The following is a 17,688-nucleotide window of genomic DNA, read 5'->3' as shown; positions in this document are numbered from 1 at the left end:
ATGGGCGTAGAAGATACTCAACCGCTAATTTCGCATTTGATTGAGCTGCGTAAGCGCCTGATCAATAGCATCATCGCGATACTGGTCATTTTTCTGGCGTTAGTGTACTTCGCCAACGACATCTATCAGCTGGTTTCCGCACCGCTTATCCGGCAGATGCCGGTGGGTGCAACGATGATCGCCACCGACGTGGCTTCCCCTTTCTTTACACCGATCAAACTGACCTTCATGGTCTCGGTGATTCTGTCGGTGCCGGTTATTCTTTACCAGGTCTGGGCGTTTGTTGCCCCGGCGTTGTATAAGCATGAGCGTCGGCTGGTGATGCCGCTGCTGGTTTCCAGTACGCTGCTGTTCTATATCGGTATGGCCTTTGCCTATTTTGTCGTTTTCCCGCTGGCGTTTGGCTTCCTGACGCACGCGGCGCCGGAGGGCGTGCAGGTCTCGACGGATATTCGCAGCTATCTCGATTTCGTCATGGCGTTGTTTATCGCCTTTGGCGTTTCGTTTGAAGTGCCGGTTGCGATCGTGCTGCTGTGCTGGATGGGCGTCACGACCCCGGACGATTTGCGTAAGAAGCGCCCGTACGTACTGGTGGGGGCATTCGTCGTCGGTATGCTGCTGACGCCACCGGATGTCTTCTCGCAAACGCTGCTGGCGATTCCGATGTACTGCTTGTTTGAGATTGGGGTTTTCTTCGCGCGTTTCTATACCGGAAAACGTCTGACGCGTGACGAGGATGCCGCCGCTGAAGAAGCGGGCAGCAAAGAAGAGTAACCAGCCGCCCGTCAGGGCGGTTGTCATATTGGAGAAGCGATGTTTGATATCGGCGTCAATCTGACCAGTCCACAGTTTTCCCGCGATCGCGATGAGGTCGTGGCACGCGCTCAGGCGGCGGGCGTGACCGGCATGCTGTTCACCGGGACTAACCTGCATGAAAGCGAGCAGGCCCGGCAGCTGGCACATCGCTATACCCGCTGCTGGTCAACCGCCGGTGTGCATCCGCATGACAGCAGCAGCTGGACGGCGTCGGTGGCCGATTCCCTCTCTCAGCTGGCGCGCCAGCCGGAGGTTGTTGCTATCGGTGAATGTGGGCTGGACTTCAACCGCAACTTTTCAACCCCTCAGGAGCAAGAAGCCGCCTTCAGCGCGCAGCTGGCGCTGGCAGCCGAGCTGTCTATGCCGGTTTTTTTGCACTGCCGCGATGCCCATGAACGTTTTCTGACGCTCCTCACGCCCTGGCTGGATAAACTGCCTGGTGCGGTGCTGCACTGCTTCACCGGAACCCGCGAAGAAATGCGTGCCTGTGTGAACCACGGTTTGTATATTGGCATCACTGGCTGGGTCTGCGATGAGCGACGAGGGCTTGAGCTGCGCGAGCTGCTGCCGGATATCCCGGCACAACGCCTGTTGATTGAAACGGATGCCCCGTATCTGTTGCCCCGCGATCTTAGTCCGAAGCCCGCTTCCAGCCGGAACGAACCGGTATACCTGCCGCATATTGTGGCCAGTATTGCCGGATGGCGCGGGGAGGAGGCTCAGCGGCTGGAAGAGATCGCTGACGCGAATGTCAGAACGCTCTTTGGCATCCGTTTTTAAGCGTACCGTCAGATTTTATGAAAGTCGGTATTTTTGACGCTTTGCAGTACCTGTTTGTTAAGCAGATTCAGCAGCAGCATGGAGCGCGCTTCACCATCCGGTTCGCTAAAGATAGCCTGCAGGCCTTCAAACGCGCCGTCGGTAATCAAGACGAAGTCGCCTTCGTGCGGCGTTTCCGGGTCGGTGATACCTTCCGGCTTATAGATAGAGAGCTGGTGAATGACCGCGGACGGTACCGTGGCTGGCTGGGCGCCAAAACGAACGAAGCTGTTCACACCTCGCGTGGCGCTGATAGTCGTCGTGTGGATAATTTCCGGATCGAATTCGACAAACAGGTAATTGGGGAACAAAGGTTCACTCACCGTAGTGCGTTTGCCGCGGATGATTTTTTCCAGTGCGATCGTCGGCATCAGGCAATTCACTGCCTGTCGTTCGAGGTGTTCCTGGGCGCGCTGAAGCTGCCCACGTTTGCAATACAGTAAATACCAGGCTTGCATAATAACTCTTTCCACTCTATTAGCAGCAAGCATAACAAAAGCCTGGTGCGATCGCGAAAGCCAATATAAGTGAAATCAAAAATTCTATGTTCTTTCACTCTAATTTAACAAAAATACAGCATGGCGCTGGCGAACACCGTATAATCAGCCGCCTGTATAGAGGTTAATAATAACTCCATGAAATACCACGATCTACGCGACTTTCTGACATTGCTGGAGCAGCAGGGCGAACTGAAAAGAATATCCCTGCCGGTCGATCCGCACCTTGAGATCACCGAAATTGCCGATCGCACTTTACGTGCCGGCGGCCCGGCCCTGCTCTTCGAAAACCCGAAAGGCTACACCATGCCCGTGTTGTGCAATCTGTTTGGCACCCCGCGTCGCGTCGCCATGGGAATGGGGCAGGAGGATGTCAGCTCGCTGCGTGAAGTGGGTAAACTGTTGGCTTTTCTGAAAGAGCCGGAACCGCCGAAAGGCTTTCGCGATCTGTTCGATAAGCTGCCGCAGTTCAGGCAGGTATTGAATATGCCGACGAAGCGTCTGCGCGGAGCGCCTTGCCAGCAAAAAATCATTGAAGGCGACAGCGTTGATCTGACGCGTATTCCGATCATGACCTGCTGGCCGGAAGATGCTGCTCCGCTGATTACCTGGGGACTGACGGTTACGCGCGGTCCGCACAAAGAGCGGCAGAACCTGGGCATCTATCGCCAGCAGCTCATTGGTAAGAATAAGCTCATCATGCGCTGGCTCTCCCATCGCGGCGGCGCGCTGGATTTCCAGGAGTGGTGCGCGGCTCATCCGGGCGAACGTTTTCCGGTCTCCGTGGCGCTGGGCGCTGACCCGGCGACCATTCTTGGCGCCGTGACTCCGGTTCCCGATACGCTTTCAGAATATGCGTTTGCCGGCCTGCTACGCGGCACCAAAACCGAAGTGGTGAAGTGCGTTTCCAACGATCTTGAAGTACCGGCCAGCGCGGAAATTGTGCTGGAAGGGTATATTGAGCCCGGTGAAATGGCGCCGGAAGGGCCGTATGGCGATCATACCGGCTACTACAATGAAGTGGATAATTTCCCGGTATTTACGGTCACGCATATCACCCAGCGTGAAGATGCGATTTATCACTCAACGTATACCGGGCGCCCGCCAGATGAACCTGCGGTCCTGGGCGTCGCGCTGAATGAAGTCTTCGTACCGATCCTGCAAAAGCAGTTCCCGGAAATTGTTGATTTCTACCTGCCGCCGGAAGGGTGTTCCTATCGTCTGGCCGTGGTAACGATGAAGAAACAGTACGCTGGCCATGCAAAACGGGTGATGATGGGCGTCTGGTCGTTCCTGCGCCAGTTTATGTACACCAAGTTCGTGATCGTCTGCGATGATGACGTCAATGCGCGCGACTGGAACGACGTCATCTGGGCGATTACTACCCGTATGGACCCGGCTCGTGATACGGTACTGGTAGAAAATACGCCGATCGATTACCTGGATTTTGCCTCGCCGGTTTCCGGCCTGGGTTCAAAAATGGGGCTGGATGCCACAAATAAATGGCCAGGCGAAACCCAGCGTGAATGGGGTCGTCCTATTAAGAAAGATCCTGAGGTGACGGCACGTGTTGACGCCATCTGGGATGAGCTGGCTATCTTTAAATAACAGTAAGCGGGGCTAACGCCGCTGTTTTGCTCTATAGACCCGACAGAGGGGACGCATGACAACCTTAAGCTGTAAAGTGACCTCGGTGGAGGCAATTACCGATACCGTGTATCGCGTTCGATTAGTGCCGGAAGCGGCGTTTTCTTTCCGCGCTGGTCAATATTTGATGGTGGTAATGGACGAGCGCGACAAGCGTCCGTTCTCCATGGCTTCCACACCGGCGGAGCAGGAATGTATTGAACTGCATATTGGCGCCTCTGAGCTCAACCTGTATGCGATGGCGGTCATGGATCGCATTCTGAAAGAGCGCGAGATCGAGGTTGATATTCCGCATGGTGAAGCCTGGCTGCGTGAGGATGAAGATCGTCCGCTGATTCTTATCGCCGGAGGAACCGGGTTCTCCTATGTGCGTTCCATTCTGCTCACGGCGCTGGCCCGCAACCCGAACCGCGATATCGCAGTGTACTGGGGCGGTCGCGAAGCGAAACATCTCTACGATCTGGCTGAGCTGGAAGCGCTGAGCGTGGAACACCCGGGTCTGCGTGTTGAGCCGGTTGTGGAACAGCCGGAAGAAGAGTGGCGTGGGCGCTCTGGCACCGTGTTGACCGCGGTACTGCAGGACTACGGCACCCTGGCAGAGCATGATATTTATATTGCCGGCCGCTTCGAGATGGCAAAAATTGCCCGTGAGCTGTTCTGTAATGAGCGCAATGCCCGCGAAGATCGCCTGTTCGGCGATGCGTTTGCCTTTATCTGATTCTCACGCCCTTTTCTTCAGGGAGAGGGGCAGAGAACGACAGAAATAAAAAACCCGCCCCTGACAGGCGGGAAAAACGGCAACTAAACGCTTCTCTCTGCGCCAATGACGTCAATGGCGGTGAGATACCTCTGTAGGCCGGATAAGCGTTGCGCCCCGGGCAAAAGCCCGATGGCGCGTGGCTTATCCGGCCTGAGTTGTTGGTTTACACTCTCTCAAATACCGTGGCGATCCCCTGACCTAAACCAATACACATAGTGGCAAGACCGAACTGCGCGTCTTTGCGCTCCATCTGGTTAAGTAAGGTGGTACTGATGCGCGCGCCCGAGCAGCCAAGCGGGTGACCGAGGGCAATCGCGCCGCCGTTAAGATTGATCTTCTCGTCGATCTGCTCCATCAGGCCAAGATCTTTAATGCACGGCAGGATCTGCGCGGCAAACGCCTCGTTCATTTCAAAAACGTCGATATCGCTGGTAGTCAGTCCGGCCTTTTTCAGCGCCAGCTTCGATGCCGGTACCGGACCATAGCCCATAATCGATGGATCACAGCCGACCACCGCCATGGAGCGGACGCGAGCGCGCGGTTGCAGCCCCAGCTCGCGGGCGCGGCTTTCGCTCATTAATAACATGGCGGCTGCGCCGTCGGAGAGCGCGGATGAGGTACCTGCCGTGACGGTGCCGGTCACCGGGTCGAAGGCGGGCCTTAACGCCGCCAGCGCTTCCACGGTGGTTTCCGGGCGGATCACCTCGTCATAGTTAAATGACTTCAGCACGCCGTCGGCATCATGGCCGCCTGTCGGAATGATTTCCGCTTGAAATGCGCCGGACTGCGTTGCCGCCCATGCGCGAGCGTGGGAACGCGCGGCGAACTGGTCCTGCATCTCCCGGCTGATACCGTGCAGACGCGCCAGCATTTCGGCGGTCAGCCCCATCATCCCGGCGGCTTTTGCCACGTTACGGCTCAGACCCGGGTGAAAATCCACGCCGTGGCTCATCGGGACGTGGCCCATATGCTCGACGCCGCCAATCAGGCAGACGCTGGCGTCGCCGGTCATGATCATCCGCGCCGCATCGTGCAGCGCCTGCATCGATGAACCGCACAGGCGGTTGACCGTCGTCGCCGGTACCGAATGCGGGATCTCTGCGAGCAGCGCGGCGTTACGCGCAATGTTGAAACCTTGCTCCAGCGTTTGCTGTACGCAGCCCCAGTAGATATCGTCAATCGCGGCCGGATCAAGCGACGGGTTACGCGACAGCAGGCTACGCATCAGGTGCGCGGAGAGATCTTCCGCGCGCACGTGGCGAAAGGCGCCGCCCTTCGAACGGCCCATCGGGGTGCGAACTGCATCAACAATGACAACCTGTTCCATTGTGACTCCTTAAGCCGTTTTCAGAGCGCCCGCCGGGCGGGCTGGTTCTACCGGGGGATAATAGGGTTCGTTATGGCGTGCTTTATTACGCAGCCCTTCCGGCACTTCGTACAGCGGGCCGAGGTGTTGATACTGCTGCGCCATATTGAGATATTTTGCGCTGCCCTGGGTATCCAGCCAGCGGAATGCGCCGCCGTGGAACGGAGGGAAACCAAGACCATAAACCAGCGCCATATCCGCTTCCGCCGGGCTGGCGATAATGCCTTCCTCCAGGCAGCGGACCACTTCGTTGACCATCGGAATCATCATCCGGGCGATAATCTCATCGTCGCTGAACTCACGCTGTGGCTGGCTGACTTCCGCCAGCAGCGCGTCGACGGCCGGATCTTCTTCTTTCTTCGGTTTGCCTTTACTGTCTTCTTTATACCGCCAGAAGCCGAGAGCGTTTTTCTGGCCGAAACGGCTGGCGTCGAACAGCGCGTCGATCGCGTCGCGATAATCTTTCTGCATGCGCTGCGGGAAGCCGGCGGCCATTACCGCCTGCGCGTGGTGCGCGGTATCGATACCGACCACGTCGAGCAGGTATGCCGGGCCCATTGGCCAGCCGAACAGTTTCTCCATCACCTTATCGACTTTGCGGAAGTCCGCGCCGTCGCGAAGCAGTTGGCTGAATCCGGCAAAGTAGGGGAACAGCACGCGGTTGACGAAGAAGCCGGGGCAGTCGTTAACCACGATCGGCGTTTTGCCCATTTTGCTCGCCCAGGCCACGACTTTTGCGATGGTGTCATCTGAGGTTTTTTCCCCGCGAATCACTTCTACCAGCGGCATGCGATGCACCGGGTTAAAGAAGTGCATACCGCAGAAGTTTTCCGGCCGCTTCAGGACGCTGGCCAGCTCACCGATTGGAATCGTTGAGGTGTTAGAAGCCAGAACCGTATCCGGGCGGACTTTCTCTTCGGTTTCCGCCAGCACGGCCTTTTTCACTTTTGGGTTCTCGACGACGGCTTCGACCACGACATCTACGCGCTCAAAGCCAGCATAATCGAGGGTCGGGTGAATCGTGCCAATAACGCCAGCCAGCTTCAGCCCATCAATCTTGCCGCGCTCAAGCTGCTTGTTGAGCAGCTTAGCGGCTTCGTTCATGCCCAGCGTCAGCGATTTGTCGTTGATATCCTTCATAAGCACCGGCACGCCTTTCCAGGCGGACTGATAGGCGATACCGCCCCCCATGATCCCGGCACCCAGCACGGCGGCCTGTTTCGGCGTCTCAACGTTTTTGGTCAGCTTCTTCGCTTTGGCTTTGACGTACTGATCGTTAAGGAAGATACCAACCAGCGCGCGCGCCTCTTTGGTGTGCGCCAGCGGGACAAAGCTTTGGTTTTCCAGATTCAGGGCTTCTTCGCGGCCAAAACGCGCGGCCGCTTCGATGGTTTTTACCGCCGTCATCGGCGCCGGATAGTGCTTCCCGGCGGTCTGCGCCACCATGCCTTTGGCGATGGTGAAGCTCATGGCCGCTTCAATTTTACTGAGCTTCAATGGCTCCAGCTTCGGCTGGCGCTGCGCTTTCCAGTCCAGCTCGCCGTTAATGGCCTGACGCAGAATAGCAAGCGCGCCATCGCGCAGCTTCTCTGGTTTGACGATGCCATCGATGAGGCCGATTTTCAGCGCCTGATCGGCATCGACATCTTTGCCTGCGGCGATGATTTCCAGCGCGCTATCGGCGCCGAGCAGACGCGGCATGCGCACTGAGCCGCCGAAGCCCGGCATAATGCCCAGTTTGGTTTCCGGCAGGCCGATACGCAGATCCGGCGTAGCCAGACGGTAGTCTGTCGCCAGCACGCACTCGCAGCCGCCGCCCAGCGCATAGCCGTTCACCGCTGAAATAGTCGGCACCGGTAAATCTTCCAGACGGTTAAAGACGCTGTTAGCAAAATGGAGCCACTGGCTCAACTGCTCCTGTGGTACCTGGAACAGGGACAGAAATTCGGTAATGTCGGCGCCGACGATGAAGGCTGCTTTTCCGGAGCGCAGCAGCAGCCCCTTAAGATCGTGTTGTTTTTCGAGCACCTCCAGCGCCTCACCGAGGCTGGCTACGGTTGCGGTATCGAGCTTGTTCACCGAGCCGGGAGCATCGAACACCAGTTCGGCAATGCCATCGTCCAGCCAGTCGAGGTACAGGTTGTCGCCTTTGTAGAGCATGTCAGTCTCCTGAATCCAGCAATGTGATCTGGTCGTACCAGATGCAACGGAGTGTGGGATTTATGTTAAAGAATTGCAAACGAGTCTTTAAATAAATGCTGGCCTGATCACACCCGGCGGAAATCACCCTGCCTGGGGCCGATGTGCTAAGATGCGGGGAATCACATCTAATAAAAGCAAAGGATGAAAGATGGAATCACTAGCCGCGCTCTATAAAAATCATATCGTTACCCTACAAGAACGTACCCGTGATGCTTTGGCTCGTTTTAATCTTGATGCGTTGCTGATTCACTCCGGCGAGCTGATCAATGTCTTCCTGGACGACCATCCGTACCCGTTTAAGGTCAATCCGCAATTTAAATCCTGGGTCCCGGTGACGCAGGTGCCCAACTGCTGGCTGCTGGTTGATGGCGTCAACAAACCGAAACTGTGGTTCTATCTGCCGGTCGATTACTGGCATAACGTTGAACCGCTGCCGACCTCGTTCTGGACGGAAGAGGTTGAAGTGATTGCCCTGCCGAAAGCCGACGGCATCGGTAGCCAGCTGCCTGCTGCGCGCGGCAATATCGCCTATATCGGGCCGGTGCCGGAGCGGGCGCTTGGTCTGGAGATTGCTGCCAGTCATATCAACCCGAAAGGGGTGATTGATTTCCTGCACTACTATCGTTCTTTTAAGACCGATTATGAGTTGGCCTGCATGCGCGAAGCGCAGAAGTCGGCGGTTAACGGGCATCGCGCGGCCCATGAGGCATTCCTCTCCGGAATGAGCGAATTCGATATCAACCAGGCGTATCTGACGGCTACCGGTCATCGCGACACCGATGTGCCTTACAGCAATATCGTGGCGCTTAACGAACACGCCTCTGTACTGCATTACACCAAACTGGATCATCGCGCGCCGGCAGAAGCGCGCAGTTTCTTACTGGATGCCGGGGCGGAATACAACGGCTACGCGGCAGACCTGACGCGTACCTGGGCGGCACATGGCGACAATGACTTTGCCCATTTGATTAAAGACGTTAACGATGAGCAGCTGGCTCTGATTAGCACGATGAAGGCGGGTAAAAGCTATGTGGATTACCACATCCAGTTCCACCAACGCATCGCTAAACTGTTGCGTAAGTACCAAATCGTGACCGACATGAGCGAAGAGGCCATGGTTGAAAACGATCTGACCGGGCCGTTTATGCCGCACGGTATCGGTCATCCGCTGGGCCTGCAGGTCCATGATGTGGCCGGTTTCATGCAGGATGATACCGGTACTCATCTGGCAGCGCCGTCGAAGTATCCGTATCTGCGCTGCACGCGTATTTTGCAGCCGCGTATGGTGCTGACCATCGAGCCGGGCATCTACTTTATTGAATCTCTGCTGGCGCCGTGGCGTGAAGGGCCGTTCAGCAAGCACTTCAACTGGCAAAAAATTGAAGCATTGAAGCCGTTTGGCGGCATCCGTATTGAAGATAACGTCGTCATCCACGAAAACAGTGTTGAAAATATGACGCGTGACCTGAAACTGGCGTAATGGAAAGTTGGTTGATACCGGCCGCGCCGGTGACCTTTGTCGAAGAGATTAAAAAAAGTCGTTTTATCACGCGGTTGGCGCATACCGATGGCGTGGTAGCGGCAAAGGCGTTTGTTGAGTCGGTCAGGGCGGAGCACCCTGACGCCCGTCATCATTGTGTGGCGTGGGTGGCCGGGCCACCCAATGACTCTCAACAGCTGGGCTTTTCCGACGATGGCGAACCAGCAGGCACCGCGGGTAAACCTATGCTGGCGCAGCTGATGGGCAGCGGCGTCGGCGAAATAACGGCCGTCGTGGTACGCTACTACGGCGGTATTTTGCTTGGAACCGGCGGTCTGGTTAAAGCGTATGGCGGTGGCGTTCATCAGGCCCTTGCCGGGCTGACAACGCAGCGCAAGACGCCGCTGACCGCATATACTTTGCAGTGTGAATATGGACAGTTAGCTGGCATTGAAACGCTGTTGGCTCAGTTCTCAGGACAAATTGTCGATAGTGACTATCAGGCCTTCGTCAAGCTTCGTGTGGCGCTTCCGCAAGCTGAAGTGGTCTCTTTTTCGACAAAGCTGGCTGATTTTAGTCGTGGTTCGTTGCAATTACTGAAGATTGACGAATAATCCCCACCTGATTTTTTTGCATACCAAAGGAAGCGCCAGAGATGCATTTTCGCGCCATAACCCGAATCGTTGGACTGTTGGTCATTTTGTTTTCGGGGACGATGATCCTTCCGGGATTAGTGGCCCTGTTATACCGCGATGGCGCGGGGCGGGCGTTTACCCAGACCTTTTTTGTCGCGCTGGCGATAGGCTCTCTTTTATGGTGGCCGAACCGTCGTGAGAAGGGCGAACTGAAATCCCGCGAGGGTTTTCTGATTGTCGTACTCTTCTGGACCGTGCTGGGCAGCGTCGGTGCGCTACCGTTTATTTTCGCCGAACAGCCGAATCTGACGATAACGGATGCGTTTTTTGAGTCATTCTCGGGCCTGACCACAACGGGCGCTACCACCCTGGTGGGGCTGGACTCTTTACCTCATGCCATCCTCTTCTATCGACAGATGCTGCAGTGGTTTGGCGGTATGGGGATCATTGTGCTGGCGGTAGCAATACTGCCGATACTGGGCGTCGGCGGGATGCAGTTGTATCGGGCGGAAATGCCGGGGCCACTGAAGGACAATAAGATGCGCCCGCGTATCGCCGAGACGGCCAAAACGCTGTGGCTTATCTACGTATTGTTGACGGTGGCCTGCGCGCTTGCGCTCTGGTTCGCGGGTATGCCGGCATTTGATGCCATCGGTCACAGCTTTTCGACTATCGCGATTGGCGGCTTCTCTACGCATGACGCCAGCGTAGGGTATTTTAACAGTCCAACCATTAATACGATTATTGCGGTTTTCCTGCTGATCTCAGGCTGTAACTATGGCCTCCATTTTTCATTGCTCAGCGGCCGCAGTCTGAAGGTGTACTGGCGCGATCCTGAATTCCGCATGTTTATTGGTGTCCAACTGACGCTGGTGGTGATTTGTACGCTGGTGCTGTGGTTGCATGATGTGTACAGCTCGGCGCTGACGACGCTGAATCAGGCCTTCTTCCAGGTGGTTTCGATGGCGACGACGGCGGGCTTTACCACCGACAGCATCGCGCGCTGGCCGTTATTCCTGCCGGTGCTGCTATTGTGCTCGGCATTTATTGGCGGTTGTGCCGGGTCGACGGGCGGCGGTCTGAAAGTTATCCGCATACTGCTGTTGTTCAAGCAGGGGAACCGCGAACTCAAGCGGCTGGTGCATCCGAATGCGGTATATAGCATTAAGTTAGGTAACCGTGCGCTGCCGGAACGTATTCTGGAGGCGGTATGGGGATTCTTTTCTGCCTATGCGCTGGTGTTCATTATTAGCATGCTGGCTATCATCGCGACCGGAGTGGATGACTTTTCTGCTTTCGCCTCGGTTGTGGCAACGTTAAACAACCTCGGGCCAGGACTTGGCGTAGTGGCGGATAACTTCGCGACAATGAACCCGGTCGCGAAATGGATCTTGATTGCTAATATGCTGTTTGGTCGTCTGGAAGTGTTCACCTTACTGGTGCTCTTTACCCCCACTTTCTGGCGCGAATAACCGGAGTGCTTGTGAAAACGTTGATATTATTCTCCACCCGCGACGGGCAGACGCGTGAAATTGCCTCCTTTCTGGCCTCTGAGCTGAAAGAGCTGGGTATCGATGCGGATACGGTTAATCTCAACCGTACGGAAGAGGTTGAATGGCACCACTACGATCGCGTGGTGATTGGCGCCTCGATTCGTTACGGGCACTTTCATCCGGCGCTGGACAGTTTCGTGAAGAAACATCTGCAGTCGCTGAATGCGCTGCCGGGGGCATTTTTCTCGGTCAACCTCGTTGCGCGTAAGCCAGAGAAGCGCACGCCGCAGACCAATAGCTATACGCGTAAGTTTCTGCTTAATTCGCCATGGCAACCGCAGCGCAGCGCGGTGTTTGCCGGCGCGCTGCGCTACCCGCGCTATCGTTGGTACGATCGCTTCATGATTCGCCTGATAATGAAGATGACCGGCGGTGAAACGGATACCAGTAAAGAAGTCGTCTATACCGACTGGAAGCAGGTTGCCAATTTTGCGCAGGAAGTCGCACAAATGACGAGCAAATAGCACGTAAAATGGGCGTGATGGCGGGATTTTGAGCGGTTGAAAGGTTTTTTTAAAACAGGGCTTGTCAACGTCTCAGAACTCCCTATAATGCGCCTCCACTGACACGGAACAACGGCTTACAGGCCGCCGGGTCAGCAGGGTTTCTGCGGAAATCCTGCCAGAGAAAAGCAAAAATAAATGCTTGACTCTGAATGAGGAAAACGTATTATACGGGACCTCGCGACAGAGCGCTCAGCGTCGTCGCACTGCTCTTTAACAATTTATCAGACAATCTGTGTGGGCACTCAAAGTGACATGGATTCTTAACGTCCTCGGACGAAAAATGAATACCAAGTCTCAGTGAGTGAACATACGTAATTCATTACGAAGTTTAATTCATGAGCATCAAACTTAAATTGAAGAGTTTGATCATGGCTCAGATTGAACGCTGGCGGCAGGCCTAACACATGCAAGTCGAACGGTAGCACAGAGAGCTTGCTCTCGGGTGACGAGTGGCGGACGGGTGAGTAATGTCTGGGAAACTGCCTGATGGAGGGGGATAACTACTGGAAACGGTAGCTAATACCGCATAACGTCGCAAGACCAAAGTGGGGGACCTTCGGGCCTCATGCCATCAGATGTGCCCAGATGGGATTAGCTAGTAGGTGGGGTAACGGCTCACCTAGGCGACGATCCCTAGCTGGTCTGAGAGGATGACCAGCCACACTGGAACTGAGACACGGTCCAGACTCCTACGGGAGGCAGCAGTGGGGAATATTGCACAATGGGCGCAAGCCTGATGCAGCCATGCCGCGTGTATGAAGAAGGCCTTCGGGTTGTAAAGTACTTTCAGCGAGGAGGAAGGCGGTGAGGTTAATAACCTCATCGATTGACGTTACTCGCAGAAGAAGCACCGGCTAACTCCGTGCCAGCAGCCGCGGTAATACGGAGGGTGCAAGCGTTAATCGGAATTACTGGGCGTAAAGCGCACGCAGGCGGTCTGTTAAGTCAGATGTGAAATCCCCGGGCTCAACCTGGGAACTGCATTTGAAACTGGCAGGCTTGAGTCTTGTAGAGGGGGGTAGAATTCCAGGTGTAGCGGTGAAATGCGTAGAGATCTGGAGGAATACCGGTGGCGAAGGCGGCCCCCTGGACAAAGACTGACGCTCAGGTGCGAAAGCGTGGGGAGCAAACAGGATTAGATACCCTGGTAGTCCACGCTGTAAACGATGTCGACTTGGAGGTTGTTCCCTTGAGGAGTGGCTTCCGGAGCTAACGCGTTAAGTCGACCGCCTGGGGAGTACGGCCGCAAGGTTAAAACTCAAATGAATTGACGGGGGCCCGCACAAGCGGTGGAGCATGTGGTTTAATTCGATGCAACGCGAAGAACCTTACCTACTCTTGACATCCAGAGAACTTAGCAGAGATGCTTTGGTGCCTTCGGGAACTCTGAGACAGGTGCTGCATGGCTGTCGTCAGCTCGTGTTGTGAAATGTTGGGTTAAGTCCCGCAACGAGCGCAACCCTTATCCTTTGTTGCCAGCGATTTGGTCGGGAACTCAAAGGAGACTGCCAGTGATAAACTGGAGGAAGGTGGGGATGACGTCAAGTCATCATGGCCCTTACGAGTAGGGCTACACACGTGCTACAATGGCATATACAAAGAGAAGCGACCTCGCGAGAGCAAGCGGACCTCATAAAGTATGTCGTAGTCCGGATTGGAGTCTGCAACTCGACTCCATGAAGTCGGAATCGCTAGTAATCGTAGATCAGAATGCTACGGTGAATACGTTCCCGGGCCTTGTACACACCGCCCGTCACACCATGGGAGTGGGTTGCAAAAGAAGTAGGTAGCTTAACCTTCGGGAGGGCGCTTACCACTTTGTGATTCATGACTGGGGTGAAGTCGTAACAAGGTAACCGTAGGGGAACCTGCGGTTGGATCACCTCCTTACCTGAAAGAACCTGCCTTTGTAGTGCTCACACAGATTGTCTGATGAAAAAGTAGCAGTAAAAATCTCTGCAGGCTTGTAGCTCAGGTGGTTAGAGCGCACCCCTGATAAGGGTGAGGTCGGTGGTTCAAGTCCACTCAGGCCTACCAAATTCGCCTCCGTGCTGTGTTACGGCGATGCTCGCATACTTCAGTATGCTTCGCACCACCGCGCCTTGCCCGGAAACGAATTAGGATAGAGAGATTAGCATTTTACGATGGGGTTATAGCTCAGCTGGGAGAGCGCCTGCCTTGCACGCAGGAGGTCTGCGGTTCGATCCCGCATAGCTCCACCATCCTTTACTGCTGCACAACAAGAAAACTTCAGAGTGTACCTGAAAAGGTATGCTGCGAAGTTTTGCTCTTTAAAAATCTGGATCAAGCTGAAAATTGAAACGACACACTGTTTCCTTTCTCCGTAATAAGAAAGGAAAAGCGGTGTGTCCGAGTCTCTCAAATTTTCGCAACGCGAAGCGTTTTACGAAACAGTTTCGGGTTGTGAGGTTAAGCGACTAAGCGTACACGGTGGATGCCCTGGCAGTCAGAGGCGATGAAGGACGTGCTAATCTGCGATAAGCGTCGGTAAGGTGATATGAACCGTTATAGCCGGCGATTTCCGAATGGGGAAACCCAGTGTGATTCGTCACACTATCGTTAAGTGAATACATAGCTTAACGAAGCGAACCGGGGGAACTGAAACATCTAAGTACCCCGAGGAAAAGAAATCAACCGAGATTCCCCCAGTAGCGGCGAGCGAACGGGGAGCAGCCCAGAACCTGAATCAGTTTGTGTGTTAGTGGAAGCGTCTGGAAAGTCGCAGGGTACAGGGTGATACTCCCGTACACTAAAATGCACAGGCTGTGAGTTCGAAGAGTAGGGCGGGACACGTGGTATCCTGTCTGAATATGGGGGGACCATCCTCCAAGGCTAAATACTCCTGACTGACCGATAGTGAACCAGTACCGTGAGGGAAAGGCGAAAAGAACCCCGGCGAGGGGAGTGAAAAAGAACCTGAAACCGTGTACGTACAAGCAGTGGGAGCCTCTTTATGGGGTGACTGCGTACCTTTTGTATAATGGGTCAGCGACTTATATTCTGTAGCAAGGTTAACCGAATAGGGGAGCCGCAGGGAAACCGAGTCTTAACTGGGCGTTAAGTTGCAGGGTATAGACCCGAAACCCGGTGATCTAGCCATGGGCAGGTTGAAGGTTGGGTAACACTAACTGGAGGACCGAACCGACTAATGTTGAAAAATTAGCGGATGACTTGTGGCTGGGGGTGAAAGGCCAATCAAACCGGGAGATAGCTGGTTCTCCCCGAAAGCTATTTAGGTAGCGCCTCGTGAACTCATCTTCGGGGGTAGAGCACTGTTTCGGCTAGGGGGTCATCCCGACTTACCAACCCGATGCAAACTACGAATACCGAAGAATGTTATCACGGGAGACACACGGCGGGTGCTAACGTCCGTCGTGAAGAGGGAAACAACCCAGACCGCCAGCTAAGGTCCCAAAGTCATGGTTAAGTGGGAAACGATGTGGGAAGGCACAGACAGCCAGGATGTTGGCTTAGAAGCAGCCATCATTTAAAGAAAGCGTAATAGCTCACTGGTCGAGTCGGCCTGCGCGGAAGATGTAACGGGGCTAAACCATGCACCGAAGCTGCGGCAGCGACGCGTATGCGTTGTTGGGTAGGGGAGCGTTCTGTAAGCCGTTGAAGGTGGCCTGTGAGGGTTGCTGGAGGTATCAGAAGTGCGAATGCTGACATAAGTAACGATAAAGCGGGTGAAAAGCCCGCTCGCCGGAAGACCAAGGGTTCCTGTCCAACGTTAATCGGGGCAGGGTGAGTCGACCCCTAAGGCGAGGCCGAAAGGCGTAGTCGATGGGAAACAGGTTAATATTCCTGTACTCGGTGTTACTGCGAAGGGGGGACGGAGAAGGCTATGTTGGCCGGGCGACGGTTGTCCCGGTTTAAGCATGTAGGCGGAACGATTAGGTAAATCCGGTCGTTTATTCAACGCTGAGGTGTGATGACGAGGCACTACGGTGCTGAAGTGACAAATGCCCTGCTTCCAGGAAAAGCCTCTAAGCATCAGGTAACATCAAATCGTACCCCAAACCGACACAGGTGGTCAGGTAGAGAATACCAAGGCGCTTGAGAGAACTCGGGTGAAGGAACTAGGCAAAATGGTGCCGTAACTTCGGGAGAAGGCACGCTGATGGTAAGTGAAGTGACTTGCTCATGGAGCTGAACTCAGTCGAAGATACCAGCTGGCTGCAACTGTTTATTAAAAACACAGCACTGTGCAAACACGAAAGTGGACGTATACGGTGTGACGCCTGCCCGGTGCCGGAAGGTTAATTGATGGGGTTATCCGTAAGGAGAAGCTCTTGATCGAAGCCCCGGTAAACGGCGGCCGTAACTATAACGGTCCTAAGGTAGCGAAATTCCTTGTCGGGTAAGTTCCGACCTGCACGAATGGCGTAATGATGGCCAGGCTGTCTCCACCCGAGACTCAGTGAAATTGAACTCGCTGTGAAGATGCAGTGTACCCGCGGCAAGACGGAAAGACCCCGTGAACCTTTACTATAGCTTGACACTGAACACTGGTCCTTGATGTGTAGGATAGGTGGGAGGCTTTGAAGTGTGGACGCCAGTCTGCATGGAGCCGACCTTGAAATACCACCCTTTAATGGCTGGTGTTCTAACGTAGACCCGTCATCCGGGTTGCGGACAGTGTCTGGTGGGTAGTTTGACTGGGGCGGTCTCCTCCCAAAGAGTAACGGAGGAGCACGAAGGTTAGCTAATCCTGGTCGGACATCAGGAGGTTAGTGCAATGGCATAAGCTAGCTTGACTGCGAGCGTGACGGCGCGAGCAGGTGCGAAAGCAGGTCATAGTGATCCGGTGGTTCTGAATGGAAGGGCCATCGCTCAACGGATAAAAGGTACTCCGGGGATAACAGGCTGATACCGCCCAAGAGTTCATATCGACGGCGGTGTTTGGCACCTCGATGTCGGCTCATCACATCCTGGGGCTGAAGTAGGTCCCAAGGGTATGGCTGTTCGCCATTTAAAGTGGTACGCGAGCTGGGTTTAGAACGTCGTGAGACAGTTCGGTCCCTATCTGCCGTGGGCGCTGGAGAATTGAGGGGGGCTGCTCCTAGTACGAGAGGACCGGAGTGGACGCATCACTGGTGTTCGGGTTGTCATGCCAATGGCATTGCCCGGTAGCTAAATGCGGAAGAGATAAGTGCTGAAAGCATCTAAGCACGAAACTTGCCCCGAGATGAGTTCTCCCTGACTCTTTGAGAGTCCTGAAGGAACGTTGAAGACGACGACGTTGATAGGTCGGGTGTGTAAGCGTAGCGATACGTTGAGCTAACCGATACTAATGAACCGTGAGGCTTAACCTTACAACGCCGAAGCTGTTTTGGCGAAGAGACGAGATTGATTTTCAGCTTAGATTCAGAGTTGAGTACGCAAT

11 protein-coding genes, 2 tRNA genes and 2 rRNA genes are annotated in these 17,688 nt (G+C 54.9%); 12 read left to right on the top strand and 3 right to left on the bottom strand.

Annotated features, from left to right (window positions below; all coding sequences use genetic code 11):
* Both tatC and tatD read left to right on the top strand, forming a co-directional pair.
* A complete protein-coding gene (gene tatC, locus Electrica_RS24135; RefSeq protein ID WP_100685979.1) occupies positions 1-774 on the top strand; it encodes a Sec-independent protein translocase subunit TatC in 774 nt (257 codons plus the stop codon).
* 27 nt (positions 775-801) lie between these two features.
* Positions 802-1,596, top strand: coding sequence for a 3'-5' ssDNA/RNA exonuclease TatD (gene tatD, locus Electrica_RS24130; protein ID WP_167686287.1), 795 nt, complete (start codon positions 802-804; stop codon positions 1,594-1,596).
* Positions 1,597-1,604: 8 nt separating this feature from the next.
* On the opposite strand, the gene rfaH is transcribed toward tatD, so the two are convergent.
* On the bottom strand, positions 1,605-2,093 hold the full coding sequence (gene rfaH, locus Electrica_RS24125) for a transcription/translation regulatory transformer protein RfaH (protein ID WP_131050049.1): 489 nt from the start codon (positions 2,091-2,093) through the stop codon (positions 1,605-1,607).
* Positions 2,094-2,270: 177 nt separating this feature from the next.
* On the opposite strand from rfaH, the gene ubiD reads away from it, so the two are divergent.
* Together ubiD and fre are read left to right on the top strand one after the other, a co-directional pair.
* On the top strand, positions 2,271-3,740 hold the full coding sequence (gene ubiD / locus Electrica_RS24120; protein ID WP_100685982.1) for a 4-hydroxy-3-polyprenylbenzoate decarboxylase: 1,470 nt from the start codon (positions 2,271-2,273) through the stop codon (positions 3,738-3,740).
* A 55-nt stretch (positions 3,741-3,795) separates the two neighbouring features.
* On the top strand, positions 3,796-4,497 hold the full coding sequence (fre, locus tag Electrica_RS24115; RefSeq protein ID WP_004869682.1) for an NAD(P)H-flavin reductase: 702 nt from the start codon (positions 3,796-3,798) through the stop codon (positions 4,495-4,497).
* Positions 4,498-4,702: 205 nt separating this feature from the next.
* Here fre and fadA read toward each other — a convergent pair whose 3' ends face one another.
* Together fadA and fadB are read right to left on the bottom strand one after the other, a co-directional pair.
* Positions 4,703-5,866 (bottom strand): acetyl-CoA C-acyltransferase FadA, encoded by a 1,164-nt coding sequence (fadA, locus tag Electrica_RS24110; protein WP_141965660.1) that lies wholly within the window; start codon positions 5,864-5,866, stop codon positions 4,703-4,705.
* Positions 5,867-5,875: 9 nt separating this feature from the next.
* Positions 5,876-8,065, bottom strand: a complete 2,190-nt coding sequence (fadB, locus tag Electrica_RS24105; protein WP_141965658.1) for a fatty acid oxidation complex subunit alpha FadB — start codon at positions 8,063-8,065, stop codon at positions 5,876-5,878.
* A gap of 190 nt (positions 8,066-8,255) precedes the next feature.
* Between fadB and pepQ the strand changes: the two genes are divergently transcribed.
* The 8 genes from pepQ (at position 8,256) to Electrica_RS24065 (ending at position 17,617) form a co-directional block, all read left to right on the top strand.
* The gene (gene pepQ, locus Electrica_RS24100; RefSeq protein ID WP_131050052.1) at positions 8,256-9,587 is read left to right on the top strand and encodes a Xaa-Pro dipeptidase; all 1,332 of its coding nucleotides are present in this window, start codon (positions 8,256-8,258) and stop codon (positions 9,585-9,587) included.
* On the top strand, positions 9,587-10,201 hold the full coding sequence (locus Electrica_RS24095) for an IMPACT family protein (RefSeq protein ID WP_100685987.1): 615 nt from the start codon (positions 9,587-9,589) through the stop codon (positions 10,199-10,201). Before pepQ ends, Electrica_RS24095 begins: the two co-directional genes overlap by 1 nt.
* Positions 10,202-10,242: 41 nt before the next feature.
* Positions 10,243-11,694 carry a Trk system potassium transporter TrkH gene (gene trkH / locus Electrica_RS24090; protein WP_141965656.1) on the top strand — a complete coding sequence of 484 codons (1,452 nt, stop codon included), beginning with the start codon at positions 10,243-10,245 and terminating at the stop codon, positions 11,692-11,694.
* A gap of 11 nt (positions 11,695-11,705) precedes the next feature.
* Positions 11,706-12,239 carry a menaquinone-dependent protoporphyrinogen IX dehydrogenase gene (gene hemG / locus Electrica_RS24085; RefSeq protein ID WP_141965654.1) on the top strand — a complete coding sequence of 178 codons (534 nt, stop codon included), beginning with the start codon at positions 11,706-11,708 and terminating at the stop codon, positions 12,237-12,239.
* A 392-nt stretch (positions 12,240-12,631) separates the two neighbouring features.
* Positions 12,632-14,171 (top strand): 16S ribosomal RNA (locus Electrica_RS24080).
* Between the two features lie 70 nt (positions 14,172-14,241).
* A tRNA-Ile gene (locus tag Electrica_RS24075) sits at positions 14,242-14,318 on the top strand.
* Between the two features lie 109 nt (positions 14,319-14,427).
* Positions 14,428-14,503, top strand: a tRNA-Ala gene (locus Electrica_RS24070).
* 206 nt (positions 14,504-14,709) lie between these two features.
* Positions 14,710-17,617: ribosomal RNA gene (locus Electrica_RS24065) — 23S ribosomal RNA — on the top strand.
* Together the 16S and 23S rRNA genes with 2 tRNA genes alongside form the textbook arrangement of a ribosomal RNA operon.
* The last annotated feature ends 71 nt before the right edge of the window (positions 17,618-17,688 follow it).

This window comes from Klebsiella electrica (assembly GCF_006711645.1).
GTDB lineage: Bacteria > Pseudomonadota > Gammaproteobacteria > Enterobacterales > Enterobacteriaceae > Klebsiella > Klebsiella electrica.
The sequence above is the reverse complement of the archived record's forward strand: the minus strand, read 5'-3'. Positions and strand labels throughout refer to the sequence as shown.

Coding starts and splice junctions, on each gene's coding strand:
- tatC (WP_100685979.1), top strand. CDS start 1: ATGGGCGTAGAAGATACTCAACCGCTAATTTCGCATTTGATTGAGCTG.
- rfaH (WP_131050049.1), bottom strand. CDS start 2,093: ATGCAAGCCTGGTATTTACTGTATTGCAAACGTGGGCAGCTTCAGCGC.
- ubiD (WP_100685982.1), top strand. CDS start 2,271: ATGAAATACCACGATCTACGCGACTTTCTGACATTGCTGGAGCAGCAG.
- fre (WP_004869682.1), top strand. CDS start 3,796: ATGACAACCTTAAGCTGTAAAGTGACCTCGGTGGAGGCAATTACCGAT.
- fadA (WP_141965660.1), bottom strand. CDS start 5,866: ATGGAACAGGTTGTCATTGTTGATGCAGTTCGCACCCCGATGGGCCGT.
- fadB (WP_141965658.1), bottom strand. CDS start 8,065: ATGCTCTACAAAGGCGACAACCTGTACCTCGACTGGCTGGACGATGGC.
- pepQ (WP_131050052.1), top strand. CDS start 8,256: ATGGAATCACTAGCCGCGCTCTATAAAAATCATATCGTTACCCTACAA.
- Electrica_RS24095 (WP_100685987.1), top strand. CDS start 9,587: ATGGAAAGTTGGTTGATACCGGCCGCGCCGGTGACCTTTGTCGAAGAG.
- trkH (WP_141965656.1), top strand. CDS start 10,243: ATGCATTTTCGCGCCATAACCCGAATCGTTGGACTGTTGGTCATTTTG.